Raw genomic sequence first — 23,967 nt, 5'->3', positions numbered from 1 at the left:
CCTATTTCCATGTCTAAATAACTAATGCCACTCTACAGTATTTTGAGTTGTATAAATTGGAACTAATTTCATCCATTCAATCTTTTTCCACCAATTCTCATTATTAACATACCATTGAATAGTTTTATCCAAACCTTGTTTTAGATCTGTTTTAGCCTTCCAATCTAATAAGTTACATGCCTTTTCCGTCGAAGCAATATGACAATCAACCTGTCCAGGTCTATCTCCTATAAATTTAAGATTTGTACAAGATAAACCAAATTTACTTAAAATCATTTCGGCAATTTCTATATTTGAAGTATCTATTCCACTACCCACATTTATTATTTGATTTTTTATTCTAGAAAAATCAGTTAAATGTAATATCTTATCTAAAGCCTCACAATGATCTTCAACAAAAATCCAATCCCTTTTAGCACTACCACCCCCATGTATTGTCAAAGGCTTTTTACAAATTGCGCTTGTAACAAATCTCGGAATCATTTTTTCTAAATGCTGGCATGGACCATAATTATTAAAAGGACGCACAATTACCACAGGCAAATCATACGTGCTCCAATAACTATAAACCAGTCTATCCGCTCCAGCTTTTGCTCCAGCATAAGGAGATTTAGGATTCAACAAATGTTCTTCGCTCATAGGACGATTAAGAGCCGTACCATAAACCTCAGACGTTGATATATGAATAAATCTTTCTACATTATGACATTTTAGCAAGCAGTTCATCATCACTTGCGTACCAATAACATCTGTCTCAAAAAATTTGCTATTATCAAAAATACTTCGCGCAACATGGCTTTCAGCAGCGAAATGTACAACTAAATCTGATCGAAGCATCAAAGAATTAACAATGTCCGAATTTGTTACGGAACCATACCAAAACTCAAAGCGTGATGAATTTTTTATAAATTCAGGAATATTATCTGGATTACCAGCATAAGTTAAACAATCTAAAACTATAAAATGATAATCCGGATATTTTTCAAACATGTATTTTAAAAAATTACTACCTATAAAACCAGCCGCACCTGTCAAAAAAACTTTTTTCATTTGACACTCTCCTTCGCTACTTTTTTATAAAATTTTTAACGACATACAAAGGTCGCCTTTTTGTTTCCATATAAATTCGCCCTATATACTCGCCTATTAAACCAAGAACAAAAATTTGTATTCCACCAATAAAAAAAATTGATGCAATAAGCGATGTCCATCCCACAGCAGCAACCCCATAAACTATTTTTTTGAAGAACACATAAAATATTAAAATAAAACTTAAAAAAACAATACCTAATCCTAAATAAACAACTAGCCGTAATGGATAATTAGAAAATGAAAAAATAGCATCTAATGCTAATTTCACTAACTTTCCAAAATTATATTTAGTTTCACCTTTGAAACGTTTACCATGTTCTACGGAAATAGATGAATGTTTAAATCCAACCCATCCAATTAAACCAATAACATATCTATTTGTTTCTCTACATTCTTTAACTTTATCAACAACATCTTTCCGCATGATTCTAAAAACATGTGAATTAATAACGATTTTTTCAGCTATTAATAATTGAATTAAAGATATAAAAATTTTAGACAAAAGAATTTTAGAATAAGAAAACTTTTTATTTTGGCGATCCCCAAAAACTACGTCATAACCTTCTTGCAGTTTATTATAAAGCTTTATTAACTCTTCAGGCTGGTCTTGTAAATCCCCATCCATAGTCACAATAAAATCACCTTCTGCATTATCTAACCCTGCTGAAATTGCAACATGATGTCCGAAATTTCTACTAAGCTGTAATATTTTTATATCCGAATCTTTTAATTGAAGTTCTTTGATAACATTTAGCGTTTTATCAAAACTCCCATCATCTACATAAAGAATTTCATGCGTAAAAGACGAAAAATCTTGAATTAAGACTTTTTTTAAACGTTCATAAAGTTCGAAAATATTTTCTTCTTCATTATAAACAGGAATAACAACTGAAATCTTCATTACTTATATCCATTATTTTACTGTTTAATTTTTAACAGAATATTTTACAAATTGCTCATTTTTAAAATCCCAAATAAAAAATTGTAAATCTGAATTTTGTTTTAACCATTCCTTATTAAAAATAAAAGTTAAATTTTTTACTTTTGGATGCTCTTTATAAAGCTCATTAACATAAAATTTGCCTACATTATTTTCATATTTTGTCATAAACTTAAAATATCGCTCATCCATATAAAAATAAATATTCTCATCTAACGAAACAAATTGAAATCCATTTTTTATTTTTTTAATAACAATAGGACCTTCTAAATTTTTCAATAAACCATCAATCCAAACTCTTCCAATCTCATAAACTTGAATTTTATCACTACCTGATATTAATCTTAAATTTTTTAAAAGCGCGTTTATTTTACCTGGACAAGCAAGGAATACAAATTTATTTTTAGATTTTGAATTCAACTTATTCTCTTTTGCAAAATCTTTAATAAGACGATCATTTTCAATATAAAAAAAACGCAAATTTAAAAAACGTACACTATCACTACTACGCTTGATGCCCGCACCGATTAAAATTAAAAATATTACAAAAAAACAAAATAATTTTTTATTTACCAAAGATCCTTTTCTAAAAACTAAAAATAGAATTACAAAAATAAAAATGGGCGCAATCGGATATATATAGCGAACACTATATCCAGCCACATATATTGGCCAAGACAAAATCGCTATAGAACCAATAAGAAATAATAAATAAGACTTCTCTAAAATACGAAATTTACCTGAACGATAAAAAATGAAAAAGAAGAGAATTAACTCAATAATCAAAATAATTTTACCATTTAAAAACTCTAAGAACCAAGTTCCCATAAGATCTTTTAAACAATATGCGAAAGACCAACCTATATCATTTAAAGTCCAATGTAAAAGCGCAATACCTGTTAAACATTTATAATCTCCCCAAAATAAAAACATTCTATAAAAAAGAATTATCAAATAGATAAAACTTATTAAAAAATATAAGTATGTTTTTTTTATCGTTATCCAAAATAAATCGAAACTAAATTTTAACTCTTTTAAATAAAATAAATAAACGCCCACAAACAATATAAAGGGTAAAAAAATAAGAACATCTCTAGAAAACTGTGCAAGGAAAAAAAAGAAGGATGATAATAAATAAAACTTATATGAATTAGAATATAAATATTTTTTCAAAAAAATAAGAATACACAAAAAACACAATAAATTAAAAAAATCAGCCGCGTACAAAAAGATTAAAACGTTAAATATGCAGCCATTTAATAAAAAAAACAAAGCTCCTAAAAAAGCTACTGAAAGAGGAAAAAACCAATTTAAAATATTTAATAATAAAATTGAGTTTACTGAATGCAAAAATACATTAAAAAGATAATATAAAAAGGTATTCAATCCAAATGACAAATATTCTAGTCCAAAAAGATTAAATAATATCGGACGATAATACGATGCATATCCCCATTCGGGAATCTTAAAAGCTTCTGCATAACTATCTCCATTTACTATCATCCAATCATTAAGCTGCCAAGGCCGTAAAAAATCTCTTATATTCGAAACCATTCCATGAGAGATAGCCGTAGCAGAATCAAAATCAAAACCTGATGAATAATACTTATAATAAGGTAATCCCAAAATACAAAATCCTAATATAAATAATAAAACACTCAAAACTAACTTTGAATGTTTGTACTCAAAAAATTTATCCCAAAACATCATCTACTCCCTTAATTTTTTAAAATTTAAGTAATTCTAAATCAATTTTTTAAAATATAAAATTGTTTTTTTCAAACCTTCTTCAAAATTAATTTGGGGTTCCCAACTTAATTTTCCTTTTGCTAATGATATGTCAGGATTTCGCTTTAGAGGATCATCCTGCGGCAATTCTTTAAAAATAATTTTCGATCTACTTTGAGTCAATTTTATAATCAATTCTGCAGCTTGCAAAACTGTAAATTCATCCGGATTTCCAAGATTAACAGGACCATAAAAATTTTTTTGTGTATTCATCATTGCTATCAAACCATCAATCATATCATCCACATAACAAAATGAACGGGTTTGAGATCCTTCACCATAAACTTCAAGAGGTTTATTTTGCAGAGCATTCATTATAAAGTTACTTACAACCCGTCCATCTTGAGGGTCCATGGCCGGTCCATAAGTATTAAAAATACGTACAACTTTTATATCTACACCATAAGTACGGTTATAATCAAAAAATAATGACTCTGCACAACGCTTGCCTTCATCGTAGCAAGCGCGAATTCCAATTGAATTAACATTACCTCTATAGCTTTCAACTTGAGGATGAACAAGCGGATCCCCATAAATTTCGCTTGTCGATGTTTGTAAAATTTTTGCATTATTTTTATTAGCGAGGTCCAACATATTTATTGCACCTAAAATACTTGTTTTAGTTGTTTGAATAGGATCGGCTTGATACCTAGGAGGGGAAGCAGGACAAGCTAAGTTATAAATCTGCTCCACCGCCAAATCAATCGGAAAAATAATATCGTGTTTTATAAATTTGAAATTTGGCAAATTTAGTAAATCTTCGATGTTTTGCATTCGGCCTGATGACAAATTATCCAAAACAATAACAAAATTATTTTTATCTTCTACAAGACTTCGTACCAAATTGCTACCCAAAAACCCAGCCCCACCGGTTACTAAAATCCTATTTTCCATTTTTCAATTCCAATTCATAGATGTTTATATAAGAAACTTCTACGCAACAATTAAATAAAAATATATCTCCCCACTTACCTTCATTTTGTATTAATTCACAAGAACTATTATTAGCAATTTTTTCAATTTCATTAACTTTAAAATCTTTTGAAATTTCAGAAATTACAAAATCTAAACTTTTTTTGTCGCAAATCAAAACCAAAGCTATTGTTTCTAAATTACCAAGTTTTATTTTTAATGAATTAAAAAACGCTTGTTTTTTTAATTCATCTTTAAAAATCATAAAACAATCACTTCCTATGTTCATTGGGATTACGGTTTTATTATTTAGAATCTGCTCTAAAGAGTTGAACCCTCCGAAATAAACAACTGTTTTAAAATCGGTTTTATTAATAAAAGATTCAAGTTCGCAATATCCAGTCTTATATTTTTTTGACAAAACGGGTTGAATAAAGATTAAATTCCAAAAACCATAACATACAAACAACAGCAATATATACGTTGAATACTTCTTTGAAATTATTTTATAAAAGAAAAATCCAATCAAGATATAAAGTATCGGTAAAGCGCTTCCAAAAGCTCTCAAAGCCGTAAAACTTCCTAAACAAAATCGTAAAGTAATCGTAGCCACAGGAATCAATAAAATTAATAACAATAAAAAACTTGAATCAAAAAAATTTTTTCTAAAATTTTTAAATAAACTTATTAAAAATAAAATTAAACCTAAACAAATCAATATTGTAACAAACTTAAATTCTGTACTACAAAAAAGAGTAGGGAAATATACAATTCTAGAAAAATTAATATTAGATGCAGCTCTAGATAAATATTTATATTGACCGAACACAGAATATAGAAAAGGCCAATTTTTCTTACCAAGAAAAAAATAAAAAAAAGTCACAAAAAAATCCAATAAAATAATAGGTAATACAAATGGAATAAAGGTTTTTAAAATATAAGAAAAAAAGGATAAACCTTTTTTATAAAACAGATAATATAAAAATATAAAAATAACTGGTAAATAAAAAATTATTACATAATAAGTTAATACGCTATAACCTAATAAAAAACATCCCAAATAATATTTCCACCATTCTAAATTTTGCAAAGCTTTATAACAAATCCAAACTCCTAAAAAATAAAATGCTACAAAAATTAATAAATGAGTTTTTGAATAATAAAAAAAGAACTCAGAGTTCATCCATAATATAACCGGTATTAGACTTAAATAACTATTTTTAAAAATCATTTTTGCAAGTAAAAATAAACCTAAGGCAGAGATAAAAGCAAATATTGTCATCAAATAAATTACTTTATAAGGAGTTGATAAACCAAATAAAGCCGCAATTAAAATAATTCCCGGCTTAGCGCCAGCCCAATGAAACACTCCTGATGTTAAAAAGTTTTTTGTTTCTCCTGAATAAACATGATCATCATATATCTGAAGTATAAAATTTTGTAAATTATAAAAACTAAAAAATATAAATAACACAAAATACAATACCGTCAAACAGATAATAAGATGTTCAAATCGAAACTTATAACTTTTCATTTTTCAATTCCAATGAATAAATTAAACCATAAGGAAGTAATGTTAGCGGCTCATCAAAAATAATTTCGTAACCAAATAAATATTCATTTACAACAGGTGCTGCCGCAAATGCAGACATATTAACTTTTGCAATCTCTTTTAAAGAAAACAATTGAGAGAGTTGCGATTTTGCAAAATTCATAAAATTTTGATCTACATAAAAAAACAGTAATGCTACTTTTTTACCAGCGTTTAATCTTGTTTTTAATAAATCAACAATCTCTTTTCTTTTTTGATCATTTTTTAAAATACTATTTAAATTGCAAAACCCACCTAAAGGTATGATTTCTTTTTCTTCCAAAAGGTATTCCAAATTTAGTTGGATACCATAATAAGAAATAACATCAAAATTATTTTTTCTAAGTTGATAAGTTAAATCATTATATCCAGTATTATATCGATTGCTATAATCATTATAATTGGCAGATAATCGCCAAAATCCAAAAATCAAAAAGGCTAAAAAAACCCATTTACTATGCTTTGCTGCAATTAATTTACTTATGAAAAATGGTATTAAAATATACATAATAGGAATAACAGGAATATAGGCCCTTAAAGCAGTAAACTGACCTAAAACATGCCTGAAATCTATAAAAAACAATGTTATTAATAATGATAAAAACAATAAATCTGAATTTATTATTTGTTTTGATTTAAAGGCTCTAAATAAATAATAAAGAAAAAACAAAAAAGAAATAAAAATTAAAATAGATACACAAAAATCCCATTGCCAAAATATCGCTGGAAAATAAAAAAACTTAAATAAATCTATTTTTTCAAAAGATGTACATAAAGTCTTATATTGAAGATAAAAAGCATAACTGAATGGTATGTTTCTTTTGCCTAACCATAGATATAAAATAGAAACAACAGAATCTAATAAAATTATAGGTAATAAAAATGGAACCATTGTTTTAAATATAAACGAAAATAATGAAAAACCTTTTTTATAAAATAGGTAAATAAAGAACCCAAAGATAAAAAATAAGTAATAAACAACAAGATAATAACTTAAAACACTATACCCTAACAAAAAGCACCCTAAATAATATTTCCACCACTCTAAATTTTCTATACCTTTATAACAAAGCCAAACTCCAATAAAATAAAATGGTAAAAAAATTAAAAGTTGCGTTCGTGAATAATAAAAACAAAGTTCTGAAGTAACCCAGAGTAAAGACGGAATTAAACTCATATAAATATCTCTAATAATAATTTTAGATATAAGAAATAAACCGATTGCAAGGAAAATTGACGACCAAATATAAAGATACATAAGCTTTAAAGGCGTATCTAAACCGTACAGTCCTGCAAGAAACACTATACCAGGTTTACCTTCCGCCCAATGATATTCTCCTGAAGTCAAAAAGCTCTTAGTTGAGTAAGGATAATAAAGCGAATCATACATTTGAAAAACATAATTTTCTAAATTTCTAAAATTTAGAGCTATAAAAACTAAACAAAAAATTATAAATAAAAACCAAATAGTGTATTCAAATAATTTTTCTTTAAATACCAATCTGTTTTGATTTAATTTTTGCATTTTGGACTATCCCTTTTAAATTTATTTTTTCCTTTTCAACAATTTTTAAATCTTCTTCAACCATAAGCTTGATTAATTCTTGAAAATCGGTTTTTGCTTCCCATCCTAAAATGTTTTTTGCTTTCGAAGGCTCACCAATAAGCAAGTCCACTTCCGTTGGTCTAAAATAATCCGCATCAACCTCAACTAAAATTTCTCCATTATTTTTATTAATAGCCTTTTCATTAATTCCAAATCCAATCCACTCAAGATCTATCCCAAGAACCTTAAAAGCATTTGTAACAAACTCACGAACAGAATAAGTTTTACCAGTCGCAATCACATAATCATCTGGTTTTTCCTGTTGAAGCATAAGCCACATAGCCTCTACATATTCTTTGGCATATCCCCAATCTCGCTTTGCATCCAAATTTCCCAAATAAAGCTTTTCTTGTAATCCATAAAAAATACTTGCTACCGCACGGGTAACCTTTCTTGTAACAAAAGTTTCACCCCGCCTAGGAGATTCGTGATTAAAAAGTATTCCGCAACATGCAAACATCTTATATGCTTCACGATAGTTTATTGTTGCCCAATGCGCGTAAAGTTTTGCAACACCATAAGGAGATCGTGGATAAAAAGGAGTTTTTTCACTTTGTGGAATTTCTTGAACTTTTCCATAAAGTTCACTCGTTGAAGCTTGATAAAATTTTACTTTATCAACCAAATTTAAAATTCTAATTGCTTCCAAAATACGCAATGATCCAAGCGCATCTGAATTTGCTGTATATTCTGGAGTTTCAAAAGAAACTTGAACATGACTTTGTGCAGCCAGATTGTAAATCTCATCAGGCTGAATTTCTTGAATTAATCGAATTATATTGGTCGCATCGGTCACATCACCATAATGCAAAAAAAATCTAGGATCTTGCGCAAAATGTAAATCTTCAAAAATATGATCCACTCTTGCTGTGTTAAAACTAGAAGATCTGCGCTTTACCCCATGAACTTGATATCCTTTTTCAAGTAAAAATTCAGAAAGATAAGAACCATCTTGACCTGTAACTCCAAAAATCAGTGCTTTTTTCATTTTAAACTTTCAGATTTTTTTAAATAAAAAACTATAATATAAACCTGCAAATTTAGGCAACAAGTTTGGCATATGAGTAAAACTAACTAATTCAAATTTTTTATCCCGCAAAACAGCTTCTAATAACTTTTTATAATCAGAAACATGATGATGTTCTATTTCTTTAAAACCAATTAATCTAAAAAACTTATTCATTATAAAATCTACTCTTGGTATGCCGACTAAAAGTTCGCCTTTAGGTTTTAGAATCCTATGAATCTCGCAGATTGCTGTTTGTAAATCATTTATATGTTCAAAAACAGAAATACCTACAACCAAATCAAATTTATTATCTAAGTAATTTGTTTTAAGAATATTTCCCTTCACCAATTCGGCTTTAGCTTTAACTTTTTCTAAATTCTTACTTACTGTTTTAGGATTTGAATCTAAATCTATTCCATGTAACTCATTAGTTATTTTTGATAAAGTAGGAAGCATTAAACCGCTACCATATCCTACTTCTAAAATAGAATTATAATGTGATTTTAAAAGAGATAGGGTTCTATTAATACGATTAAAGTAAAGTCTACCTATAAAGGGTTTATAATAATATTCCAATGGGTCACTATCTCCATTAACATCAAAAATATTTTTGTTCGGAACTACAAATTTAACTTTTGAATACATTTAAAACCTTTTTAACTAAATATTTATATTTAATCATCAACTCTACAAAACTACTCTAATAAAAATATTTTCTTTAAACTCTTTTCCTTACCAAACTCTATGTATCTATAAGATAAAGCGGAAAAAGACAGCATAAAAAACATATATATTAAAAAATTTGTTATATTAAAATTCTTTAAAAGACAAAAAGTATTAACCAACATGTAATGCCAAACATATATGGAAAAACACATTGCGCCCAAAATCCGTAAAGGCCACACTCTAAAGAAATAATTTATTGAGCTTTTCAAATTAAATGCAGAAACTATTAAACAAAAAAAACTTAACTGAGTGAAATTATACATAAACGCCCTGCCATAAAGTGAAATTCTACCCATCCATGCCAAATCACCAACTAAAGATGCAACAAAAAAAAGAAATATTCCCGAAGCAAATAAAGCCCAACTTCTGTATGAAAAAATTTTATTATTTTCATAATACAACTTACAAATTACAAATCCTAAAAAAAAATCATCTAATCTTCCTAAAAAGCTATCTGTAATAGGATTAGGCCCACTCCAATCCGGCAAATAAAAACACCCAACCAATCTGATAAATAAAGAAATTAAAAAAATTAATATTCCAATTTTTTTAAAAGGAAACCGATTTATTAAAAACAAAATAAAAGGAAACAATAAACTAAACCAGATTTCTATAATCAAAGACCATAAAACACAGTTTAAAAGTGGATAAAAATCTACACAGCTAAATGCAGAAAAAGCAGATAATGTAAAAATTAATTTTTTAAAACTAAATACACTCGGTTTTAAAATAAAAAAAAATGAAATTAAACAATTAAAAATTAATAAAGGATAAAGACGGAAATATCTTTTTTTATAAAATGCAAAAACATCAGATAAATTGGACATTTTTCGCAGTTGTAAAAAATATGGCCTAAAAAGAACAAACCCTGATAATATAAAAAAAAGATTAACCCCAAGCCACCCAGCCCAAACACCTATCCATTGTCCAACACCTAAAAACCTACCAATATCATGTATTAATTCTAAGGCGGGACCTCTAAGTATATGATGATACAACACCATAAGGATCGCTAAACCTCGAAGTCCATCGATAACCTCTATCTTGTTATTCGAAAGATTTTCCTGATTTTTTAAATTTTCGCTTGAAATTGTATTCATACATTTTTCACTTCATTTTAAATTTTTTGAAAGCAACAAAACTCATCTTCAAAAGCATTAAGCCATGCTTAAATCGACTAATTTGAGTACTACCATAAGTTCGAGCTTTGTAATGAATTGGCATATCAACAACTTTTAGATTATTTTTTATGGCCCCAAATATTAGATCAAAATCTCCAAAAGGATCGATATCCCCTAAAAATTTCCTTGTCGTTTTTATCTTTTGCCAATCTTTTTTGAATATTACTTTGGTGCCGCACAAAGTATCACGAATTCGCTGATTTAATAGCCAAGAAAAACCTATTCCAAAAAGCTTATTTGCTATTAGATTTAAAAATCTCATTGCACTATTTTCCATCGCATAGATCAAACGCACACCATTAACAAACTCTCCTTTTCCGTCAACAATTGCATTCCAAAATTTTGTTAACTCTTGCGCAGGAACCGTCAAATCTCCGTCCAAAATCATTAAGATATCGCCACTTGCATTATCAAAACCAACTCTAACCGCATCGGCTTTGCCTTTGCCGCCTTGAACAAAATATTTCAGATCAAAAAATAGGTCCGATTTTTTTTCATCAACCACTTTTTTTATTTCGTCCAAAGTGCCGTCTTTTGATCCACCTTCAACAAAAATAATTTCTGTCTTTTTGCCCATTTTTGGAATCGAATTAACAACATTTACAATGTTACCTTTTTCATTTTTACAAGTAACAATAACAGAGCAGGTTAACTCTTTTGCATCTAACGTTTGTGGTTTTGGACAAGCTATAACAAAAAAATCTAAACAACATCTATTTACTAGCGGCAAAATTGCAAAACCATAATTGAAAATTGTAGAAATTAAAGGAATATATTTTGGCATCAAAGTTCGATACTCATTTGAAACAATTTCAAATGAAGCTAGGTTTAAAAAATTCTCCAAATCCGCCATTTGAATCCAATTTCTGAAAGGAACATCCCTGCGTAAACCTACAGATTGACCTAATTTTAAAAACGGTTCCCATAACGTCGAACAAATATTTAAAACAATCCTTGTTTGTGGATTACAAAATTGATGAAGCTTTTCCAAACAGATCTGAATATCATACTCAAGCATCAAAGTGTGAGATAAAATTATAAAATCAAATTTGTTATTTGAATATTTTGAATCTTTTAGCAAATCATCTACAGAACCGCAAACAAAATTTAAATTAGGACATTTTTCTTTTGCTTCACTTATATAATTTATGTTTTCATCAATTCCAAGACCAAACGATGGTTTTACAGCATTGAGTAAAAAACCAGAACGACACCCAATTTGAAGCACTGAAGAATTTTTCGGAATCACAAATTTATAAAAATTTGCTATTCGATCATAGTAATATTTATTTTTATTTATCCAATAAGCATCTGATGTTTTGTATTCTCTTTTTGCTTGCAACACTCCAAATCCTTTTTGTTATTCGTTACATACCACTCAATTGTTTTCAAAATACCTTCACACAGCGATGTTTTTGCTCTCCATCCTAAATTATTAATTTTTGAAACATCTAAAACTTTTCGCATTGTACCATCAGGCTTTGTTTGATCAAAAATTAAGCTGCCGCTAAATCCCACCAACTCTGCAATTAAATTTGCAAGATCTAAAATCGAAATATCCTCTCCAGTTCCAACATTTATGGTCTCATTTGAATCATAATTTTGCATCAAAAATACAAGTGCTTCTGCCAAATCATCTACAAATAAAAACTCTCGCATTGGCTTACCACTTCCCCAAATAACAACCGATTGTGCATTTGTTTCTTTTGCTTTCAAAAATTTTGCAATTAAAGCAGGAAGCACATGTGACGAATTCAAATCAAAATTATCATTTGGACCGTATAAATTTGTCGGCATACAAGATATAAAATTTGTGCCATATTCTCGATTGTAAGCTTCGCACATTTTAAGCCCCGCAATCTTAGCAAGAGCATAAAACTCATTTGTCTTTTCTAGCTCGCCAGTTAATAAATACTCTTCTTTAATAGGTTGAGAACAATTTTTGGGATAAATGCACGAGGACCCAAGAAACAATAATTTTTTAACTCCAAATTTATAAGCATTATGGATAATGTTATTTTGAATCATCAAATTGTCATAAATAAACTGCGCTGGAAAATCTGAATTAGCTTTGATACCTCCAACCTTTGCAGCAGCTAAAAAAACATATTCCGGTAATTTTGTTTGAAAAAACATCTCAACATCTTTTTGATTGCGCAAATCAAGATATTCAAAATCGCTTGTCAAAATATTTTTATAACCATTTTTTTGTAGAGTCCGCAAGATTGCACTTCCAACAAGTCCCTTATGTCCGGCTAAATAAATTTTGCTATCAAAATTCATATCTATTCCAACAAAAATAATTTTTTAAGTGATTTCTCTTTCCCAAACTCTATGTATCGATAGGACATAACTGAAAAAGAAAACATAAAAAATGAATAAATCAATATTTGCACTATAGAAAAATTATTAAAATCTAAAAATGAAGCCATTAATATGTAATGCCAAACATATATTGAATAACACATTGTTCCCAAAATTCGCAAAAACCATATCTTAAAAAACCTTGTAGACTGAAAAGCGCAAACAAATAGACATGCAAAACTAATTTGCATCAAATTATAAATAAAGGCTCTAGCAAAAAAGATTGATTTAAAAGTTTTACAAAAAGTAAGCTCTCCTATAAAAGCCGCACTTACATACAAAATCAAACATGCAAATAGGAGTTTTACAAAATTAAATTTAAATATTTTATTTTGCTCGTAATAAAGTTTGCACAAAATCATTCCAAAGAAAAAATCATCCAGACTACAAAAAACTCCAAATAATCCTTGTCCATAAAATTTAAGGCTTAATAGTGATACAAGTCTAAAAACTAACGCTATTACAAAAATCGATATTCCAACTTTTTTAAAACCAAACTTATAAATTAAATAAACAATTAAAGGAAACAATAAACTAAACCAAATCTCTGTAATCAAAGTCGCCAAAACCGGGTTCAATCCTGTACTTACCGACTTATTTAAAAAGACAGAAAAAGTAGTTAAAGTCAAAAATAAATCTTTAAAAGAATCGAACGATGGCTTAGTAATAAAGAAAAAAGCCACTAAATAATTAAATGCAAGTAATGGATAAAGTCTAAAAAATCTTCTTTTGTAAAAGTCAAAAACATCTTTTTTAGATTCAAAACTTCGTTCTTGCAAAAAATATGGCTTAAATAAAACAAAACCCGACAATATGAAAAATAACTGAACTCCCCATCCGCCTGTAATAAAAATAAATCCAATAGCTGTACTTATACCAAGTTGATGAGCAAAGTTTACAGACCACGCCAATTCATAAGGTTTTAAAATATGACTATGTAAAACCATTAAAACAGCAATTCCACGAAGCGCGTCAACAAAACCTAATTTTTTGCTTTCATCTATAGTCGCATTCATACTACTTTCTCACTCTTTTTAACTTTTATTAACTGACGCAAATCTTTAATTTTTTCCACATCTTTGCGATTAATTACAATTAACTGATTTTCATGTTCGATAACACACAAATTTTCAATACCAATCAGTGCAACCAATTTATCTTTTACATCAATCAAATTATTAAAGGAATTTATTTCAATCACATTTTGCAATTTACTTGATTGCATAGAATTTTGGATAGACAAAAAAACATCTAAATTTCCAACATCGCTCCATGCAAAATCTACTGGCAAAAAAATAATATTTTCAGTTTTTTCCATCACAGCATAATCGATTGAAATTTTTTCAATTTGCTCATAAATTGATTTATCGCTCTGCTCTATCGAATCAGTAACTTGATCAAAAACCCTTGGAGCACAAAATTTGCATTCGTTTATAAAAACATTTATCTGCGCGATAAACATTCCCAAATTCCAAAATTTGTTTCCATCTTTTACATATTGCTGTGCAACTTCTAATTTTGGTTTTTCATGAAATTTTTTAATTTGTAAAAATTGATTATTTTCTAAATCATTTAAATCGCATTCGATATATCCATAACCTGTTGCTGCACTTTTTGGCTTAAGACCTAGCAAACAAATTTTATTTTCAAGCGATACAAGATCAACTACTTTTTTAATCTGTGATGCAAAAACATCGGAATCTGGAATATAATGATCTGCAGGAAAAAATCCAACAATGCAATTTGGATCCAGTTTTGAAATTTGTAATAAACTAAAAATAATTGCAGCCGCGGTATTACGACCAGCCGGCTCAACTAAAACCTTACATTCATCTGATTTTACAAAACGTGAAATCAAATCTTTTTGAGCTTGAGATGTGATAATAAATATTTGGTCAGAAAACAGTTTGCAACGATTGATTGTTTGCTCTAAAAGAGATTCTCCATTTAAAAAAGGAATTACTTGTTTTGGCCTATCTTCTCGACTATATGGCCAAAGGCGCTCTCCAATTCCCCCGGCAAGAATGACGCTGTAAAACTTTATTTTACTTGCCACTTTTACTCTCTTTTATTTTACTACTCAAATTTTAGAAGAATAATTTTCAAAAAATCATATCATCGAATAAATAAAAAATCTCCAAAAAAAATTTATTTATTTTACAGAATCTTCTATTTCACCTTTTACACGCTTTGCAAGCTGCGTTGTTGAAAAACCTTTGTCGTGAGTGAAGTCGTGATTTATTATTTTCACTTCACCACCATATGATGTAATAAAATCATATCCAACAACAGTTTCAGCCGCATAATCTCCACCTTTTGCTAAAACATCAGGTTTTAAAAAGGAGATTAAATTTGCAGGAGTTTCTTCATCAAAAACGGTTACAAAATCGACAAATCCAAGAGCTGACATAACTTTCGCACGATCGCTTAAATTTTGAATTGGTCTATCATCACCTTTTATTCTTTTGATTGACTCGTCAGAATTCATTGCAACTACCAAAATGTCCCCACATTTTTTTGCTTCGCTTAAAAGTGCAACATGCCCACTATGAAGCAGATCAAAACATCCGTTTGTGAAAACTATTTTTTTGCCTTCGATTTTGTGCCAGTCAAGCTCTGTCTTCAAATTGCGCCAATCGAAAATAAATTTTTCTTGAAACTGAATATTTTTATCAAAAAGCTCTTCGAGCGAAACTGCGTATGTTTTTAAATGTGAAATTGCCACAGCTGCCGCTAAATTGGCCACTTCTAAACATTTATCGATAGGTAAATGATTTAGTAAACCAAGTGCTAAAAACGAAATAACTGTGTCTCCTGCGCCGGTTAAGTCAAATACCTCTTTTTTACCAAGCGCTGGTGAGAAAATATGATCATTTTTAGAGATAAAAGAGATTCCTTTATCACCCAAAGTAACAAATAAACCATCAATAGATAAAAGGTCACATATCTTTTTGCCATTTTCCAAAATAGAATTTTCTGCTGGAAGTTTAAAAAAGTTCACCATTTCTTTAAACTCTTTTAAATTTGGCTTTATAAAATTCAGATTTTTATATTTTGAAAAATTAGGACCTTTAGGATCCACAAGTACAATCGAGTTATTCTTTTTAGCTTGCAAGTTTACAAAAGTAATAAGTTCTTCATCGATTATACCTTTTGCATAGTCTGAAATAATAATTATCGAATTTGGTTTTAAAATTTTTGCGACTTTTTCAAAAATATCATTTTTTTCAGATCTAGAAAGAGTTTTAGAATCTTCTGCATCAACTCTCATCAATTGATGATTTTGTGCCATTAATCTTTGTTTCAAAGTTGTTGGACGATAAAAACTTTTTATTATGGCATCTTTTAGATTTTTCGCATCAAGCATAGAAAGTAAAATGCTACCAGCACGATCAGTTTCATTAACGATTCCAACTAAACTGACATCGCATCCAATTTTTTTGCAATTAAGGGCAACATTTGCAGCTCCACCAAGGCTCCACTCTTTTCGCTCTTCTTTTAAAATAGGAACCGGCGCTTCTGGAGAAATTCTACTCACTGAGCCAAAAACATACTCATCGAGCATCAAATCCCCAATAATTAAAACATCCCTATTTTTAGCGTTTTTTAATTCTTGAATAATATTTTTCATTTATGCGCCTTTAAAATATCTAAAATTTTCTAAAGCCTTTTTCTATTTAAAAAAGGATATAACATCTACCTAAAATGACAACTAATTGATATGAAAAAAAGAATTAAGTATCATAAGGGCCAAAGTCCATTTTTATGGTAAAAATGGGTAAAAATTCAATAGGAGGACTTAATGAAACTTCAAATAACTTACGATTTTACTAATCTTCAAGATGCACTTGATATCGCTCAAAAAACCGCCCCACACGCCGACATTTTAGAAGTTGGAACATTACTTTTATATAAAGAAGGAATAAAGGCTGTCGAAGAATTTAAAAAATTATTTCCTAAAAAAGAAATTTTGGTTGATGCCAAAATTTCAGACCGGGCGGAAGAGGCAGTAAAAATTTTTACAAAAGCAGGCGCTACAATCATCACCGTTTTAGCCGGCACCCAAAATAAAACAATTTATAAAGCGACACAAATCGCTCATGAAAACGATGCCAAAATTGCATTAGATCTAATGGATGCTTATTCCATGGGACAATCTGCAATGGATGCAGCAAAATTAGGAGTAGACTATATCCTATTCAACAGATCTCATGATGTAGAAACTGAAACTAGTATCATCGATCAATGGGAATCAATAAAAGAAAATACAAATATTCCAGTTTTAATTTCTGGAAAAATCAATAACTCCAATATTCAAAATATTTTATCTTTAAAACCTTACGGAATAGTTATCGGCACAGCTATCACAAAATCGGAATATCCAGAAAAAGAAGCAGAATTTTTCAAATCACTTTTATAATCATTTTTGGGTTTAAATATGTTTTTTAAAAGAAATTTAATGCTAATTGCTACATTTTTATTTGTAGGATTTTTATCCACACTATGGTTAAATTCAAAAAAAATAAAAAACGAAAATGTAAAAGAAGGAAAATCAATGTTTTTTAAACTGAAAGAAAATTTAAAACCACAAAATTTGATAGGAATTTCACCAAACCAGATAGAACAACATTGGAAACTGTACGAAGGATATGTAACACAATCAAACAAACTGCAAGAAGAACTTAATAAAATGCTCGCAGCAGGAGAGTCTTCTTCATTAATATATTCAGACAGACGAAGACGCTTGGGTTTTGAACTTAATGGAATAGTCTTACATGAACTTTATTTTGAAAATTTAACAGCAGGAATAGCGCAACCAAAATCAGGAAAATTCATTGAAACAATCACAAAACAATTTGGCTCTTTTGATAAATGGAAAGAAGATTTTATAAATTGCGGTAAAACTCGAGGAATAGGCTGGGCTATTTTATATTTTGATCCCTCATCAAAAACAATGGTAAACAGTTTTATTGCAGAACATGAGATTGGGCATATTGCAACTTTTAAACCAATTTTAGTCATGGATGTTTGGGAACATGCTTACATGGTAGATTATAGCGCAACAGATCGTGGCAAATATATTGACGCTTTTATGCAAAATATAAATTGGGAAATTGTTGAAAAAAGATTCAATTTAGCAATTTAAGTATTTTTTCGAAAACGGTTTCTGCTTTTAGCGCAGCCATACAATTTTCTTCATTATTTTTGCCGTGAGTTTTTTGTCTAAAATGGCAACATGGGACTTGAATCGCATTTTCTATATTTTCAGTCAAAATAAAAGGTCCGTGCATTTTTGCAGACGTCGGACCAAAAATTGCAATCGTTTTAACTTGCAAAAAATCCGCCATGTGCAAAAAGCCAGTATCCGGTGCAACAAGAAGTAAAGATTTAGAAATCAAATATGCATAATCATTAAGATCCATTTTGGGAGGAATAAAAATTCGTAATTTTTTTTCTACACAAAAAGAAGCTAAATTTATACCGGGTTGTCCAAAAAAAGATCCAAATAAAACTGTATCAATTTTTGCATCGACCAGGCGTTGAAGCAATTCTTGCCAATTCTCTTTCGGCCAATGTTTTGAAGGCCAAGTAGTGTTTGGCGCAATGATAACAAATTTTGTTAAATTATTTTCAGTAATCCAAGTTTCAACTTTAGATTTTGTTTGATTAGAAAAGTCCAAATAAAAATCTTTTTTGAGTTGTTCAAAAGCAGGAGAACAATTGTAAAATTCTTGCGATAATTCGTCTTTTAAAAGCGCCAAATACCGTAAAACTGCACTATCAGCAAGTGCTAAATTCTTTTGAATAATATTAAAATAATTGGGAGTTACTTGATACTTTGTAAAAAAAGTTGTAAATCGATCACGTGCATGTCCAACTGCAAAACCAATTTTGGGTCCTTTTAAAAATGCACTCAAAATTGAAGTTTTTAAGATTCCTTGAAAATCAATAATCACATCCCATTTTGTCTGACGCAGTTTTTTGATTACACCAAGTGTGTGTTTTAAATTTTCAAATTTCAAAAATTTGTCTTTTAAAACAAAAACTTCATCCAAAAAAGGTTGATCCAAAATTAATTCTGCTGCTTTTTCCTGTACTACCCAGCTAATTTCACAATTTGGGTAAAGTCGCTTTAACAAAAAAATCGATGATAAAGTATGCACAACATCGCCAATCGCAGAAACTCTTAAAATCAAAATCTTCATAATTTCCAAATTAAAGACCTAAAAATAACTTTGCTAAGTTAAGCGTTTCCCAAAAATCCGTCAAATTTGTACAACAACATGTTTATTTGGTAATTTATCTAACGTCTCGATTTCCTAAATTTATTTAAAAAAGGAGTATAAATGTTTTTAAGGAATAAACTCGTATTTACAACCACGGTCTTCTTGATATTATTGACAGTACTAATTTTCAAAAGTGTAAGCTGTCATCGTAAAGAAAATTTAAATTATTGGCATACCAAAACTCAAAGGAGTACTCCCATTAATATTCCAACAGACAAAATCACAAAAGTTGTGCTAGAAAATGGAATGACTATTTTAGTTTTTGAAAACAAAGCTATTCCAAAAGTTTTAGTCCAAATCGCATATGATATCGGATCTGCAGTTGAACAACCAAATGAACGAGGGCTTGCGCATTTAATCGAACATATGATTTTCAAAGGAACCGATAAATTATCCGAGGGCGACATAGACGGCATTGCACGAAAATATGGCGCAACACTTAACGCATTCACATCCAAAGATGTTACAAGTTACTATTTTGAAGTTAACAGCAATAACTGGAAATTTTTTGTACCAATACTCGCAGACTGCATGGTAAACGCTAGATTCGACTCACAACATCTTGCGTCCGAACTGAAAACTGTAATTTCAGAGTTAAAAATGTATCAAGATGATTATGTTAGATTAGGCGTTGATATAGCAGAAGCACAAATATTTCCATCAAACCATCCTTACCATTTTCCAATAATTGGATTTAAAGATTCGCTACTAAACTTAAACTCCGAAAATTTAAAAAAGTTTTACAAAAAATATTATCAACCAAATCATGCAACATTGTTTATAATGGGTGACGTTGATACAAAAGAAGCAATTGCTCTTGCAAAAGCTAATTTCGAAAATATAAAAGTAACCAGTTCTTATCTACAAGACGCTCTTCCATTTGTACCTCAAATACCAACAATCACTAATACAACAATTTTCAAACAAGTAGAAAAACCAATTATTGGTTATTATTTCACAGTTCCTGGACTCAAAGAAAAACAATACCTAGAGCAACAAGCTTTAGAATTTATTTTAGGTTCAGGTGATGGAAGTAGACTTTATCGCAAATTAGTAGACGAAGAAAAAATAGCAACAAGTGTTTCGGTAGCTTCAGACGTACTCATGAACACTAGCGTATTATTTATTTTTATCGAACCTATTAGCGGCAAAGAAGAACAATGCAAAAAGTTAGTAACGTCTGAACTTAACAAATTAATCCAAAAAGGCGTTAGCGATGAAGAGCTTGAAAAAGTAAGAAATGTAACACGACTAGCCTTTTTTGAAACAATACAAAATCCAGGTCATTTCGTATCAGAATGGATTTACTCATATTTTGCAACGGGTGATGAATTAAATATCTTTAAAGATATAAATAATCTTTTAAATCTAAAATCTCAAAACCTTCAAGATTATGCTGCGAATTATTTAGCTCCTGACTCGATGAGTGAGATCAAAATAAATCCTCTTCCAAAGCATTTAGAAGATAAAGCACTTTTAGATAGTCAAAAAGAAGATAATTTAGATCTTGCGATTTTGGGAAAACATAATCGAACAACAACGCTTGAAGAAGCTCGCTTCATAAAAAACATGCCCCCAGCAAATCCGCTTGAATTTCAATACCCAAAGCCTGATAAAACATTCACCTTGGAAAATGGCTTAAAAGTAATTTTACTTCAAAAAAAACAATGGCCATTTGTCGCTCTCAATCTAAAATTTAAAGATGCCTCATATTTTGCTGCCGCAAAAGAAGGAACGGCGTTAGGCCTTGCAATGGATATGCTCATAGAAGAAAGCTCAAATCTTTCTAAAAAAGAAATTGTCGATTTTTTTGAGCGCAATGGTGCTGCTTATAGTTTTGATGAAACAGGTGTCAGTGTTAATACTCTAAAGGAAACTTACCCGCAAATATTTAAACATTTAATGCATGTCATCGAAAATCCCACGTTTCCTTCAAAATCTTTTGATAAATTAAAAACAAACCTTTTAGAAGATTTTGCAAGAAATCAAGACGATCCAAAATATATTGCATCACGTATTTCGCGCAAAATAGCTTACAAAAATCATCCATTTGGATGGGATTTGAAAGAAATGGAAAAATATCTAAAAGACTTATCATTAAAAAATATAAAAACATTTTATTCTCAACATGTTTCACCTTCACACCTAATTTTGACAATCGTAGGTGATTTCGACTCAGCAGAAATGGAAAACAATATAAAAAATACTTTTGGAAACTGGAAAGGTGATAAATACCAAGAACCACAAATGCCAAAATATTCTCCGATAGATGTTGAAAACGTAGACCATTTCATGCTACGAAATCAAATTGTTTTAATTTTTGGCAGAAGATCTGATGTTGATGTTTATAACGATGACTACATTCCTCTGCAACTTGTAAATCTAATTTGCTTTTCCTCCTTAGGTTCAAGACTTTATCAGCTTAGAGAAGAGACTGGATGGTTTTATCGTGCATCAGGTGGAATAGCATCAGGATCTAATAAATATTTAGGCGTAGATTTTATTTATGCAATCCTCAGCCTTGATACATTAGAAAAAGCGGAAGACTCTATGCTAAACCTTATCAAATCGATCTCAAATTCTAAAAAAATCACGCAAGATGAACTTGAAGTTGCAAAACAACTTTATCTTAAAGGGTTGATCGATTCTTCAGCAACATACAACAATTTAGCAACCAAATTTTATGTATTAGATTCTTTAAATCTTGGATTTGATTACTACGATAAAGTTTTAAAAAGAATCAACTCTATTACAGTAGATGAAATAAACACGATCGCAAGCAAATATTTGAAAACGGAAAACTTAAGTAGAATAAGAGTTGGAAGAATAGGTAAAAAAGATTCGAAGTAGAAACAATATAAAAAATAAAAAAGGGCCAGAAATTTCTGGCCCTTTTTGTATAATAAACGCTTAATAAAAAGGATTATTTTTTAGTTAAACTTCTTTATGTCTTTGTTTTTCCAATATTCTGAAACCATTGAAGTTGTTCCTGCGATAGCTATAAGGCCTTGTCTTTCATCTACTGCTTGTCTTGCTACTTCAAAAGCCTCATTTAATGATTTGTAAGAATTTGCTCTAATTCCAAAGCTTTTTGCAAGTTTGCAAAGCTCTTCAGGATTATGAACATTTTGCTCGCCAGGAGCTGGAACAAAAAACACTTGTCCACTAATTTTCTTAAGCAAATATCTAATAGATTTAACAACCTCATTTGCATCATGAAAACTTTTCATACCCAAAATTAGAACAAATCCATTAATAGATTTTTTGTAATGTAACAATCTAATTCCAAGGAAAAGGTTTGCAAGTGCATCTAAGTTATGAGCATTGTCCAAAATAATTGTTGGTTTTTCTTTTTCTAACAGTTCAAATCGACCACGAAGTAATTCAAATTTTTCGTTCCAAAAACTTTTTAAAGTTTTTACAGGATTTAATATTGCTTTTTTCTTTTCTTCTAGAGTTGGTCTACCGCGCTGACCTTGTTTGGTCAAAAGCAAATTACCACGAAGAAATGGAGAAAATTTACCTTTAATATTTTCAACATAGATAAGAGCTATTCTTTCTGCAAGCGAAGCTGTTCTACCGTAAAGCTGTTCATAAATATAAGGAAGAGCTGATTGTTTTCGAATAGGCATCATCCATTTTGCTCCTGCAACATCTGAAAATTCTTTCATTTTTTGCAAACAAGTCTTACTTTGTTCTGCAGAAATAAAATAACAATCATTTTTTGCAATTCCCATTAATTCACCAGTAACTTTATCGAAATCTGTACCCAAAACATCCATGTCATCCATAGACACTTGAGTTACAGCTGAAATTTTTGGTTTTACAAAATTTGTAGCATCTAACGTTCCGCCCATACCAACTTCAAGAAAAACTACATCAACTTTTTCTGACTTGAAATAAAGTAATGATGCCATAGTAACTATTTCAAATGCTGTTGCTTTTAATTTTTTTGCTTCTACAACATTTAATACTTCATTAATAGAATCTGTAAACTGTTTATTTTGTATATATTTTGAATCTAAAGTAATTCTTTCGTTATAGGTCAAAATATGAGAAGAATAACAAGCTCCGGCTCTTATTCCTTCCTCTGCCAAAAGCTTGGCAGCGAAATTAATAGTTAAACTTTTGCCATTGACTCCACCAATCAAAATAATATCGAGCTTTGATGCAACATCATCAAACTCTTTATTCAATTCTTGCATTCTAGAAATTGCATTTTTGCTGTAATCAATTTGATTAGCAGCAGACAAAAATTCTATTACATCATTGTAACTTCTGTTTTTGCCCAAAACATTTTCTTCATTTTTATGCTTTTGGCTAGATGTAAGATTAATACTCATAGTAAGACTCCCGTTTTAAACTTAAAAATAATATTTCAGATTCATTTTTTCTACCCTCCATTTACAACTTTTTCAAGAAAATTATAATTTGATTTGAATTTTCAAATACAATTTATATTCTTAATGAT

19 protein-coding genes are annotated in these 23,967 nt (G+C 29.6%); 3 read left to right on the top strand and 16 right to left on the bottom strand.

Annotation, left to right across the window (positions count from 1 at the left end):
- Positions 1–21: 21 nt before the first annotated feature.
- From DEA20_00565 to rfaE2, 14 genes are all read right to left on the bottom strand, one after another.
- The gene (locus DEA20_00565) at positions 22–1,050 is read right to left on the bottom strand and encodes an epimerase (protein ID HBS47683.1); all 1,029 of its coding nucleotides are present in this window, start codon (positions 1,048–1,050) and stop codon (positions 22–24) included.
- A 16-nt stretch (positions 1,051–1,066) separates the two neighbouring features.
- On the bottom strand, positions 1,067–1,993 hold the full coding sequence (locus DEA20_00560; GenBank protein HBS47682.1) for a glycosyltransferase: 927 nt from the start codon (positions 1,991–1,993) through the stop codon (positions 1,067–1,069).
- A gap of 24 nt (positions 1,994–2,017) precedes the next feature.
- Entirely contained in the window at positions 2,018–3,739 is a 1,722-nt protein-coding gene (locus DEA20_00555; protein ID HBS47681.1) for a hypothetical protein, read from the bottom strand.
- Positions 3,740–3,775: 36 nt separating this feature from the next.
- Positions 3,776–4,714: an NAD-dependent dehydratase gene (locus DEA20_00550; GenBank protein HBS47680.1), complete on the bottom strand. Its 939-nt coding sequence runs from the start codon at positions 4,712–4,714 to the stop codon at positions 3,776–3,778.
- Complete coding sequence (locus DEA20_00545; protein HBS47679.1) at positions 4,704–6,266, bottom strand: hypothetical protein; 1,563 nt, start codon at positions 6,264–6,266, stop codon at positions 4,704–4,706. Before DEA20_00545 ends, DEA20_00550 begins: the two co-directional genes overlap by 11 nt.
- Complete coding sequence (locus tag DEA20_00540) at positions 6,253–7,848, bottom strand: hypothetical protein (protein HBS47678.1); 1,596 nt, start codon at positions 7,846–7,848, stop codon at positions 6,253–6,255. The genes DEA20_00545 and DEA20_00540 overlap by 14 nt, the downstream gene beginning before the upstream one ends.
- Positions 7,814–8,917 carry a GDP-mannose 4,6-dehydratase gene (gene gmd, locus DEA20_00535; GenBank protein ID HBS47677.1) on the bottom strand — a complete coding sequence of 368 codons (1,104 nt, stop codon included), beginning with the start codon at positions 8,915–8,917 and terminating at the stop codon, positions 7,814–7,816. Before gmd ends, DEA20_00540 begins: the two co-directional genes overlap by 35 nt.
- A gap of 9 nt (positions 8,918–8,926) precedes the next feature.
- Positions 8,927–9,583 carry a hypothetical protein gene (locus DEA20_00530; protein ID HBS47676.1) on the bottom strand — a complete coding sequence of 219 codons (657 nt, stop codon included), beginning with the start codon at positions 9,581–9,583 and terminating at the stop codon, positions 8,927–8,929.
- Between the two features lie 50 nt (positions 9,584–9,633).
- A complete protein-coding gene (locus DEA20_00525; GenBank protein ID HBS47675.1) occupies positions 9,634–10,764 on the bottom strand; it encodes a hypothetical protein in 1,131 nt (376 codons plus the stop codon).
- Positions 10,765–10,771: 7 nt separating this feature from the next.
- Complete coding sequence (locus DEA20_00520; protein HBS47674.1) at positions 10,772–12,190, bottom strand: glycosyl transferase; 1,419 nt, start codon at positions 12,188–12,190, stop codon at positions 10,772–10,774.
- Positions 12,142–13,128, bottom strand: coding sequence for a GDP-fucose synthetase (locus tag DEA20_00515; GenBank protein HBS47673.1), 987 nt, complete (start codon positions 13,126–13,128; stop codon positions 12,142–12,144). Before DEA20_00515 ends, DEA20_00520 begins: the two co-directional genes overlap by 49 nt.
- A gap of 2 nt (positions 13,129–13,130) precedes the next feature.
- Positions 13,131–14,225: a hypothetical protein gene (locus DEA20_00510; protein HBS47672.1), complete on the bottom strand. Its 1,095-nt coding sequence runs from the start codon at positions 14,223–14,225 to the stop codon at positions 13,131–13,133.
- Complete coding sequence (locus DEA20_00505; GenBank protein HBS47671.1) at positions 14,222–15,265, bottom strand: hypothetical protein; 1,044 nt, start codon at positions 15,263–15,265, stop codon at positions 14,222–14,224. Before DEA20_00505 ends, DEA20_00510 begins: the two co-directional genes overlap by 4 nt.
- Before the next feature lie 96 nt (positions 15,266–15,361).
- The gene (gene rfaE2 / locus DEA20_00500; protein ID HBS47670.1) at positions 15,362–16,840 is read right to left on the bottom strand and encodes a D-glycero-beta-D-manno-heptose 1-phosphate adenylyltransferase; all 1,479 of its coding nucleotides are present in this window, start codon (positions 16,838–16,840) and stop codon (positions 15,362–15,364) included.
- Between the two features lie 171 nt (positions 16,841–17,011).
- Here rfaE2 and DEA20_00495 point away from each other — a divergent pair, with 171 nt between their 5' ends.
- Positions 17,012–17,629: a hypothetical protein gene (locus tag DEA20_00495; protein ID HBS47669.1), complete on the top strand. Its 618-nt coding sequence runs from the start codon at positions 17,012–17,014 to the stop codon at positions 17,627–17,629.
- Positions 17,630–17,647: 18 nt separating this feature from the next.
- Positions 17,648–18,355 carry a superoxide dismutase gene (locus DEA20_00490; protein ID HBS47668.1) on the top strand — a complete coding sequence of 236 codons (708 nt, stop codon included), beginning with the start codon at positions 17,648–17,650 and terminating at the stop codon, positions 18,353–18,355.
- Here DEA20_00490 and DEA20_00485 read toward each other — a convergent pair.
- A complete protein-coding gene (locus DEA20_00485; protein HBS47667.1) occupies positions 18,339–19,415 on the bottom strand; it encodes a hypothetical protein in 1,077 nt (358 codons plus the stop codon). The two genes, DEA20_00490 and DEA20_00485, sit on opposite strands and share 17 nt — an antisense overlap.
- 141 nt (positions 19,416–19,556) lie before the next feature.
- On the opposite strand from DEA20_00485, the gene DEA20_00480 reads away from it, so the two are divergent.
- Positions 19,557–22,346 (top strand): hypothetical protein, encoded by a 2,790-nt coding sequence (locus tag DEA20_00480; GenBank protein ID HBS47666.1) that lies wholly within the window; start codon positions 19,557–19,559, stop codon positions 22,344–22,346.
- A gap of 80 nt (positions 22,347–22,426) precedes the next feature.
- Here DEA20_00480 and DEA20_00475 read toward each other — a convergent pair whose 3' ends face one another.
- Entirely contained in the window at positions 22,427–23,839 is a 1,413-nt protein-coding gene (locus DEA20_00475; GenBank protein HBS47665.1) for a hypothetical protein, read from the bottom strand.
- Between the last annotated feature and the right edge of the window lie 128 nt (positions 23,840–23,967).

The sequence above is a fragment of the Candidatus Dependentiae bacterium genome (assembly GCA_003511165.1).
Classification (GTDB): Bacteria; Babelota; Babeliae; order Babelales; family UBA12411; genus UBA12411.
The sequence above is the reverse complement of the archived record's forward strand: the minus strand, read 5'-3'. Positions and strand labels throughout refer to the sequence as shown.

Bases quoted from the DNA above. Each gene is read 5' to 3' on its own strand.
- DEA20_00555 (HBS47681.1), bottom strand. From the start codon at position 3,739: ATGTTTTGGGATAAATTTTTTGAGTACAAACATTCAAAGTTAGTTTTG.
- DEA20_00540 (HBS47678.1), bottom strand. From the start codon at position 7,848: ATGCAAAAATTAAATCAAAACAGATTGGTATTTAAAGAAAAATTATTT.
- DEA20_00485 (HBS47667.1), bottom strand. From the start codon at position 19,415: ATGAAGATTTTGATTTTAAGAGTTTCTGCGATTGGCGATGTTGTGCAT.
- DEA20_00495 (HBS47669.1), top strand. From the start codon at position 17,012: ATGAAACTTCAAATAACTTACGATTTTACTAATCTTCAAGATGCACTT.
- DEA20_00525 (HBS47675.1), bottom strand. From the start codon at position 10,764: ATGAATACAATTTCAAGCGAAAATTTAAAAAATCAGGAAAATCTTTCG.
- DEA20_00475 (HBS47665.1), bottom strand. From the start codon at position 23,839: ATGAGTATTAATCTTACATCTAGCCAAAAGCATAAAAATGAAGAAAAT.
- DEA20_00530 (HBS47676.1), bottom strand. From the start codon at position 9,583: ATGTATTCAAAAGTTAAATTTGTAGTTCCGAACAAAAATATTTTTGAT.
- DEA20_00565 (HBS47683.1), bottom strand. From the start codon at position 1,050: ATGAAAAAAGTTTTTTTGACAGGTGCGGCTGGTTTTATAGGTAGTAAT.
- DEA20_00545 (HBS47679.1), bottom strand. From the start codon at position 6,266: ATGAAAAGTTATAAGTTTCGATTTGAACATCTTATTATCTGTTTGACG.
- DEA20_00480 (HBS47666.1), top strand. From the start codon at position 19,557: ATGTTTTTAAGGAATAAACTCGTATTTACAACCACGGTCTTCTTGATA.
- DEA20_00560 (HBS47682.1), bottom strand. From the start codon at position 1,993: ATGAAGATTTCAGTTGTTATTCCTGTTTATAATGAAGAAGAAAATATT.
- DEA20_00510 (HBS47672.1), bottom strand. From the start codon at position 14,225: ATGAATGCGACTATAGATGAAAGCAAAAAATTAGGTTTTGTTGACGCG.
- DEA20_00490 (HBS47668.1), top strand. From the start codon at position 17,648: ATGTTTTTTAAAAGAAATTTAATGCTAATTGCTACATTTTTATTTGTA.
- DEA20_00515 (HBS47673.1), bottom strand. From the start codon at position 13,128: ATGAATTTTGATAGCAAAATTTATTTAGCCGGACATAAGGGACTTGTT.
- rfaE2 (HBS47670.1), bottom strand. From the start codon at position 16,840: ATGAAAAATATTATTCAAGAATTAAAAAACGCTAAAAATAGGGATGTT.
- gmd (HBS47677.1), bottom strand. From the start codon at position 8,917: ATGAAAAAAGCACTGATTTTTGGAGTTACAGGTCAAGATGGTTCTTAT.
- DEA20_00550 (HBS47680.1), bottom strand. From the start codon at position 4,714: ATGGAAAATAGGATTTTAGTAACCGGTGGGGCTGGGTTTTTGGGTAGC.